General features: G+C 64.5%; 5 protein-coding genes and 1 tRNA gene. 2 read left to right on the top strand and 4 right to left on the bottom strand.

Annotated features, from left to right (window positions below):
• Nucleotides 1-141 precede the first annotated feature (141 nt).
• Both carB and BRAS3843_RS04970 read right to left on the bottom strand, forming a co-directional pair.
• Complete coding sequence (gene carB, locus BRAS3843_RS04975; RefSeq protein WP_008967653.1) at nt 142-3606, bottom strand: carbamoyl-phosphate synthase large subunit; 3465 nt, start codon at nt 3604-3606, stop codon at nt 142-144.
• A 154-nt stretch (nt 3607-3760) separates the two neighbouring features.
• Nucleotides 3761-4924, bottom strand: coding sequence for an MFS transporter (locus BRAS3843_RS04970; RefSeq protein ID WP_035980864.1), 1164 nt, complete (start codon nt 4922-4924; stop codon nt 3761-3763).
• Between the two features lie 110 nt (nt 4925-5034).
• On the opposite strand from BRAS3843_RS04970, the gene BRAS3843_RS04965 reads away from it, so the two are divergent.
• Nucleotides 5035-5403 carry an ArsR family transcriptional regulator gene (locus BRAS3843_RS04965; protein ID WP_008967651.1) on the top strand — a complete coding sequence of 123 codons (369 nt, stop codon included), beginning with the start codon at nt 5035-5037 and terminating at the stop codon, nt 5401-5403.
• A gap of 161 nt (nt 5404-5564) precedes the next feature.
• Here BRAS3843_RS04965 and BRAS3843_RS41330 read toward each other — a convergent pair.
• A tRNA-OTHER gene (locus tag BRAS3843_RS41330) sits at nt 5565-5641 on the bottom strand.
• A 75-nt stretch (nt 5642-5716) separates the two neighbouring features.
• On the bottom strand, nt 5717-6424 hold the full coding sequence (locus BRAS3843_RS04960; RefSeq protein WP_008967650.1) for a class I SAM-dependent methyltransferase: 708 nt from the start codon (nt 6422-6424) through the stop codon (nt 5717-5719).
• A gap of 110 nt (nt 6425-6534) precedes the next feature.
• Here BRAS3843_RS04960 and BRAS3843_RS04955 point away from each other — a divergent pair, with 110 nt between their 5' ends.
• Nucleotides 6535-7056, top strand: coding sequence for a DNA starvation/stationary phase protection protein (locus BRAS3843_RS04955; protein WP_008967649.1), 522 nt, complete (start codon nt 6535-6537; stop codon nt 7054-7056).
• The last annotated feature ends 33 nt before the right edge of the window (nt 7057-7089 follow it).

Here is a 7089-nt window from a genome sequence, read left to right as displayed (position 1 = left end):
CCCGAATCAAAGCCCGAAAGCCCGGCATATTCGGCCCTTCAAGGGCCGAGACAACAGTCCAATAAGGCAGCGGGTTCCTGCGGGGAGCTTTATTGCCGATAATTGCCAATCGTTTAGCGGGCGTTCGCGCGCCGGCGGCGATCAGGTTTCGGAAAAGTAGCTCTGCAGGGTGCGGACCTCAAGGTCCCCGCCGAGATAGGCGTGGATGCCCTGTGCTGCCGCCACGGCACCGGAAAGAGTGGTGTAATATGGCACTTTATGCAAGAGGGCAGCACGCCGCAACGAACGGCTGTCGGCCAGCGCCTGCGGGCCTTCGGTAGTGTTGAAGACGAGCTGGATGTCGCCGTTGGTGATCGCGTCGACGATGTGCGGGCGCCCCTCCAGGACCTTGTTGATCTTCTCGGCCGGTACGCCGCGATCGCTGAGGAAGCGCTGCGTGCCGGAGGTCGCCAGCACCTTGAAGCCGAGCGAATGCAGCATCGCGACAACATCCGTGATCCGCTGCTTGTCGCTCTCGCGCACCGAGACGAACACCGTGCCCCGGCGCGGCACGCGGGTGCCGCCGCCCAGCTGGCTCTTGGCGAAGGCGACCGCAAAGGAACGATCGATGCCCATCACTTCGCCGGTCGATCGCATCTCCGGACCCAGCACCGTGTCGACACCGGGGAAGCGCGCGAAGGGGAAGACCGATTCCTTCACGCCAACGTGTTTGAGCTCGCGCTTCGTCAGGCCGAAATCGGCCAGCTTTTCCCCTGCCATGATGCGCGCGGCGATCTTGGCGACCGGCGTACCGACCACCTTGGCGACAAAGGGTACCGTGCGCGAGGCGCGGGGGTTGACCTCGAGCACGTAGATCTCGCTGTCCTTGATCGCATATTGGACGTTCATGAGGCCGACCACGTTGAGCCCGAGCGCAAGCTCGCGGGTCTGCCGCTCCAGCTCGGCGATCGTGGCCGCGTCCAGCGAGTAGGGCGGCAGTGAGCAGGCCGAATCGCCGGAGTGAATGCCGGCCTCCTCGATATGCTCCATGATGCCGACCACGAAGGTGTCCTTGCCGTCGCAGAGGCAGTCCACGTCGATCTCGGTCGCATCGGACAGATAGCGGTCGAACAGCAGCGGGTTCTTGCCGAGCACCGTGTTGATCTGGCCGGTCTTGTCGTTTGGATAGCGCGCCTTGACGTCGCCCGGCACCAGCTCGGGCAGCGTGCCGAGCAGGTAGTCGCTGAGCTGATTATCCTCGCGGATGATCTGCATGGCGCGGCCGCCGAGCACATAGGATGGACGCACCACCAGCGGCAGGCCGAGATCGGCGGCAACCAGCCGCGCCTGCTCGACCGAATAGGCGATGCCGTTCTTCGGCTGCTTGAGGTGTAGCTTGTCGAGGATGCGCTTGAAGCGGTCGCGGTCTTCGGCGAGGTCGATCGCCTCCGGCGAGGTGCCGAGGATCGGCACGTCCGCGGCCTCCAGGGCATGGGCGAGCTTGAGCGGGGTCTGGCCGCCGAATTGCACGATCACGCCGTGGAGCGTGCCGTTGCTGCGCTCGGTTGCGATGATCTCCAGCACGTCCTCGGCGGTGAGCGGCTCGAAATAGAGCCGATCGGCGGTGTCATAGTCGGTCGACACCGTCTCCGGGTTGCAGTTGATCATGATGGTCTCATAGCCCACGTCGGCAAGCGCGAAGCAGGCATGACAGCAGCAATAGTCGAATTCGATGCCCTGGCCGATCCGGTTGGGGCCGCCGCCGAGGATGATCACCTTTTTCTTGTCGGACGGCGCGCTCTCATCGGCGAGCTGTCCGGCAAACAACGTCTCGTAGCTGGAATACATATAGGCCGTGGGCGAGGCGAACTCGGCGGCGCAGGTGTCGATGCGCTTATAGGCCGGGCGCACGCCGAGCGCGCGGCGCTTTGCGGCGACGTCGGCCTCCGTCGTGTTGGCGAGCACGGCAAGCCGCGCGTCCGAGAAGCCCATCGCCTTCAGGCTCCGCATGGCCTTCGCATGTGGCGGCAGGCCATGCTGGCGGACCTTGTCCTCCATTTCGACGATGCCGCGCATCTGCGCCAGGAACCAGGGATCGATCTTGCAGGACTTGAAGATGTCGTCGTCCGACCAGCCGAGCCGCATCGCCTGGGCGACCTGGAGAATGCGGTTCGGCGTCGGCGTGCCGAGAGCGGCGCGGATCGCATTCTTGTCGTCGCCGCGGCCGAGCCCCTCGATCTCGATCTCGTCGAGGCCGGTCAGCCCAGTCTCGAGCCCGCGCAGCGCCTTCTGCAGGCTCTCCTGGAAGGTGCGGCCGATCGCCATCACCTCGCCGACCGACTTCATTGATGTGGTCAGCGTGGTCGAGGCGCCCGGGAATTTTTCGAAAGCGAAGCGCGGGATCTTGGTGACGACGTAATCGATCGTCGGCTCGAACGAGGCCGGCGTGGCGCCGCCGGTGATGTCGTTGGCGATCTCGTCCAGGGTGTAGCCGACCGCGAGCTTGGCCGCGACCTTGGCAATCGGAAAGCCGGTGGCCTTGGAGGCGAGCGCGGAGGAGCGCGACACGCGCGGGTTCATCTCGATCACGACCATGCGGCCGTCGGCGGGATTGACGCCGAACTGCACGTTGGAGCCGCCGGTCTCCACCCCGATCTCGCGCAGCACCGCCAGCGAGGCGTCGCGCAGGATCTGATATTCTTTGTCGGTGAGGGTGAGCGCGGGCGCCACAGTGATGGAGTCGCCGGTGTGCACGCCCATCGGATCGAGGTTCTCGATCGAGCAGACGATGATGCAGTTGTCCTTCTTGTCGCGGACCACCTCCATCTCGTACTCCTTCCACCCGAGCACCGATTCCTCGATCAGCACTTCGTTGGTGGGGGAGGCATCCAGCCCGCGCTCGATGATGTCGAGATATTCTTCCTTGTTGTAGGCGATGCCGCCGCCGGTGCCGCCCATGGTGAAGGACGGCCGGATGATCGCCGGCAGGCCGATCTCGGATAGCGCCATCAGCGCCTCGCCGAGTGCATGCTCCTGATAGCGCTTGCGCCGCTCGTTCTCGCCGAGCGTCCATTGCCGGTCGAGCTCGTCGCGTTCGGCACCGGACAGCTTCTCGCGCTCGGTGTAATATTTGTCACGGTACTGCTTCTTCAGCGCCGAGGCATTGGCGAGCCGCGACTTCGGCGTCTGCAGCCCGATCTTTTCCATGGCGTTGCGGAACAGCTGGCGGTCTTCCGCCTTGTCGATTGCATCAGCAGTAGCGCCGATCATCTCGACGTCGAACTTCTCCAGCGTGCCCTGCCGGCGCAGCGACAGCGCGCAGTTCAGCGCGGTCTGCCCGCCCATGGTCGGCAACAGCGCAAAGCCGCCGGGAACGACATTGCGTTCCTTCTCGATGATCCTGGCGACGATCTCCGGCGTGATCGGCTCGATATAGGTCGCATCGGCCAGTTCCGGATCGGTCATGATGGTCGCCGGATTGGAATTGACGAGGACGACGCGATAGCCCTCTTCCTTCAGCGCCTTCACCGCTTGCGTTCCGGAATAGTCGAATTCGCAGGCCTGGCCGATCACGATCGGGCCGGCGCCAATGATCAGGATGGTGGAGATGTCGGTTCGTTTCGGCATTCAATCTCACGGGCAGGAATTCAGGCACAAAAAAAGGGCGCGCGAACCGCGCGTCCCCTTCGGCCAAGGCGCGACCAGTCCTCGCGCGCAAGCGGCTCTTTAGACCAGTTTCCCTAAGCCGAAAAGGGCTTTGAGAGTCCCATCAACGGGCATTTTAGGCAGTTTGGAGCCGTTCCCGCCGCACCAGCAGCAGGAGCACCGCGAGTCCCATGCTGGCGCTGGCGGCGCCGACCCAACCGAGATTGGCCGGACCCAACGTTGACAGCACGATCCCGCCGAGGGCGCCGCCGATCGCGAAGCCGAGATACATGGCGGAGTAATTGAGCGAGAGCGCGATCTGCGCAGCATGCGGTTCGGCCCGAATGATGTTCGTGCTGTGGGCCGGAAAGAAGCCCCATCCGCACGCGGCCCAGCAGATCATTGGCAGCAGGACGAGATAGTGCGTGAAATCCCCGGAATGAGTGGATTTCAGCAGCGCGGAGAGCAGAAACTGGGCCGTCGCCATGCCGGCCAGCGCGATAGCCGAGGTCGGCACCGGGCCGAAATGATCGGCGAGCATGCCACCGGAGATGTTGCCAACCGCCGCCGCCACCCCGAACAGGAACAGGGCGAAACTCACCTCTGCGGCGCCGAAGCCGATGCCGTGCAGCGGCACCGCGAGGTAGGCGAAGACCGACATCGCGCCGATTGCCCACAATGTGGTGGTGACCAGCGCGATCAGGACCCCAGGGTGCCGCGCCACCGCCAGTCGTTCGGAGAGACTGCTCGTGTGCCGAGGCAGATTGCGCGGCAGGCGCAGCACGATACCGGCCAGCGCGAAGACGCCGAGGCCGGCGACCATGAGGAAGGTGGCGCGCCACGAGATCTGGTTGCCGACGACGGTGCCGAGCGGAACGCCGACGACGGTCGCGACCGTCAGCCCGGAGGTGACCAGTGCGACGGCGCGTCCGCGCCGTTCCGGTGGGGCGATCGCCACCGAAACCCCGATCGCGGTGGGGGTGCAGAGCCCGGCGCCCAGCGCCATCAAGACGCGCGAGACCATCAGCAGCGGAAACCCGGGCGCCACGACCGCCAGCAGGTTGCTGGCGATGAAGCAGACGAGTGCCAGGATCAGCACCGTCTTGCGGTCGACATTGTGGAACAGCACGGCCAGCACCGGCGAGCCGATCGCGTAGGCGAGCGAGTAGGCGGTGACCAATTGGCCGGCGGCGGGTGCGGAAATCTGCAGGTCGGCGGCGATCGTCGGCAGCAGGCCGGCGATCACCAGGGCCTCGGTGCCGATCGCAAACGTCGCCAACGCCAGCCAGAGTACGTTCATCGTCATGCCGCCTTTTGTTCAATTTCCATTGAACAATCGTCAGGCCGATACCATTTGTCAATTGGTTCAAAAACTATTGAACATCACTCGGAGCTGCCTATCATCGCGCCATGAGCCGTACCCCTCACCATCCGACCCGCGCAGAGATCGAGCTGCCCGTCCTGCTGGATTGCCTCAGCGATCCGATCCGGCTGGCCATCGTCTACAACCTGGCCAAGCACGAACCGGAGGGAGGCGAGCTTCGCTGTGGCGACTTCAACGCCTTCAGCGGCAAGTCGAATCTGGCCTATCATTTCGCGCGGCTGCGCGAGGCCGGCCTGGTGCAGACACGTCTGGTCGGCACCGCGCGCTATATGAGCTTGCGCCGGGAGGATCTCGACGCCCGCTTCCCCGGTCTGCTCGATGCCGTCATCGCCTCGGCTGCCCGCGATGCCGATCGGTTGCAGATGCGGGAATGCGAGGCGGCGCCAAGCGATTGAGGTTTGGTTCGAAGTTGGCCGGCGGGCCGAGGCCGCGTCAGCGGCGAAGCTGGCTTGCCCAGCCGTAGCTGCGCAGGCAGCGAATACTGGCTCGCCGAGTTGGTGCTGCGCAAGCGGTGAAGGCTGGCTCGCCGAGCCGTAGCTGCGCAAGCAGCGAAGGCTGGAGGCCCGGCCTGGACTTGAACCAGGTTCAAGAGCGTTGCACCGCTCTTCGCGTCGAAGCTTCCGCCACCGGGCCGAGGGTGATCTTACCGCTCACGCTGCCGGGGGCCACCCGATGTTTTGGTTAACCCTAATCCGGTTTCGATCCGTGTCATGTGCTGCCGGTGAGAGCGGGGCGCGCCACGAAGGTCATCCGCCAGGGATTGTGGCCGATGTTCTTTGACGCCCGGACCGCGCTGAAGCCGGCCTTTTTCAGCTTGGTGAGCATCTCGGTCTCGCCATAGCGCTGCAGCCCGATTTTAGTGCGAAGCTGGCGGTAATCCGACAGCGCGGTTGCCATCAGGCCGACCAGGGCGTCCTTGAGGAAGCCGTCGGCGGCGGCAAACCGCAACAGCGCCAGCACGTCGCGGCCCATGCCTACACCTGGACGCAGGATATCGCCCAGCACCAGCCGGCCGGTCGGTTTCAGCAGCCGGCGGATCACCGCGAGCGCCACATCGAGCTCGGCCTGCGTCATGTACTGCGCGACCGAGTTCATCACCACGAGATCGATCGAGGCCTCCGGCATCCGGCGCAGTTCTTCCGGCGAGCGCACCCGGATCTTTGTGTTCGGTGCATAGCGCGCGATCAGTCGTCCGCGCACGCCCGGCGCAGGTTCGGCAAGGATCAGCATGCTGCAGGCGTCGGCGACCTTCGCCGCTGACAGCGCCTCGCCGCAGGAATAGTCCAGAACGACCGCATCAGGCGCGCTGATGTAGCCGATGATGTCGCGCGCGATCACCTGAAAGTGCAGGTCGCGATGCCGCTTGCTCGCGTAAATCGTGTGCGTGGAATCGTAGTAATCGATCCAGTCGTCCATGGTCCGCGAGCTTCAAAATGGAGTTCCGGCTTTGGAACCGGTGAGGCCAGCGAGCGTTAACGGGTCCCGCCTCGACTGTCCATGGCCTGCTTTAACAGGAAGGTGCCACCGTGAGTAAAGCGAAGACTGACAAAACCGATCTCGACACCCCGACCGATCTGGCGCCCGACGCCGTCAACAAGATCTCGGCCGCGCTGAACACGCTGCTGGCAGATGCGTTTGCGCTCTACCTGAAGACGAAGAACTTCCACTGGCACGTCAGCGGCCGCCATTTCCATGACTATCACATCATGCTGGACGAGCAGTCGGACGCGATCTTCGCCACCACTGACCAGCTTGCCGAGCGGGTCCGCAAGCTGGGTGGCACCACGCTGCGCTCGATCAGCCAGGTCTCGAAGCTGCAGACCATCAAGGACAACAACGAGGAGTATGTGCCGCCGCGCGAGATGCTGCGCGAGTTGATGGAGGACAACAAGCACATGGCTGCCGCCATGCGCAAAGCCCACCAGCTCTGTGACGATAATGACGATCCGGCGACGGCGGGCCTGCTGGAGACCTTCATCGATGAGACCGAGCGGCGGACCTGGTTCCTGTTCGAAGCCAGCCGCCAGGAGGGCAGCAACGCGGCCTGATGGGGGTCGGCGGTCGACTGGAGCGGAGTCGCG

The organism is Bradyrhizobium sp. STM 3843 (assembly GCF_000239815.1).
In the GTDB taxonomy this organism is placed as follows: domain Bacteria; phylum Pseudomonadota; class Alphaproteobacteria; order Rhizobiales; family Xanthobacteraceae; genus Bradyrhizobium.
Note: the sequence above shows the minus strand (reverse complement) of the source record. Positions and strands in the feature narration are given on the sequence as shown.

What these genes read in the sequence shown, in the direction of transcription:
- BRAS3843_RS04960 (WP_008967650.1), bottom strand. Translation starts at nt 6,424, where the DNA reads ATGGACGACTGGATCGATTACTACGATTCCACGCACACGATTTACGCG.
- BRAS3843_RS04965 (WP_008967651.1), top strand. Translation starts at nt 5,035, where the DNA reads ATGAGCCGTACCCCTCACCATCCGACCCGCGCAGAGATCGAGCTGCCC.
- carB (WP_008967653.1), bottom strand. Translation starts at nt 3,606, where the DNA reads ATGCCGAAACGAACCGACATCTCCACCATCCTGATCATTGGCGCCGGC.
- BRAS3843_RS04970 (WP_035980864.1), bottom strand. Translation starts at nt 4,924, where the DNA reads ATGAACGTACTCTGGCTGGCGTTGGCGACGTTTGCGATCGGCACCGAG.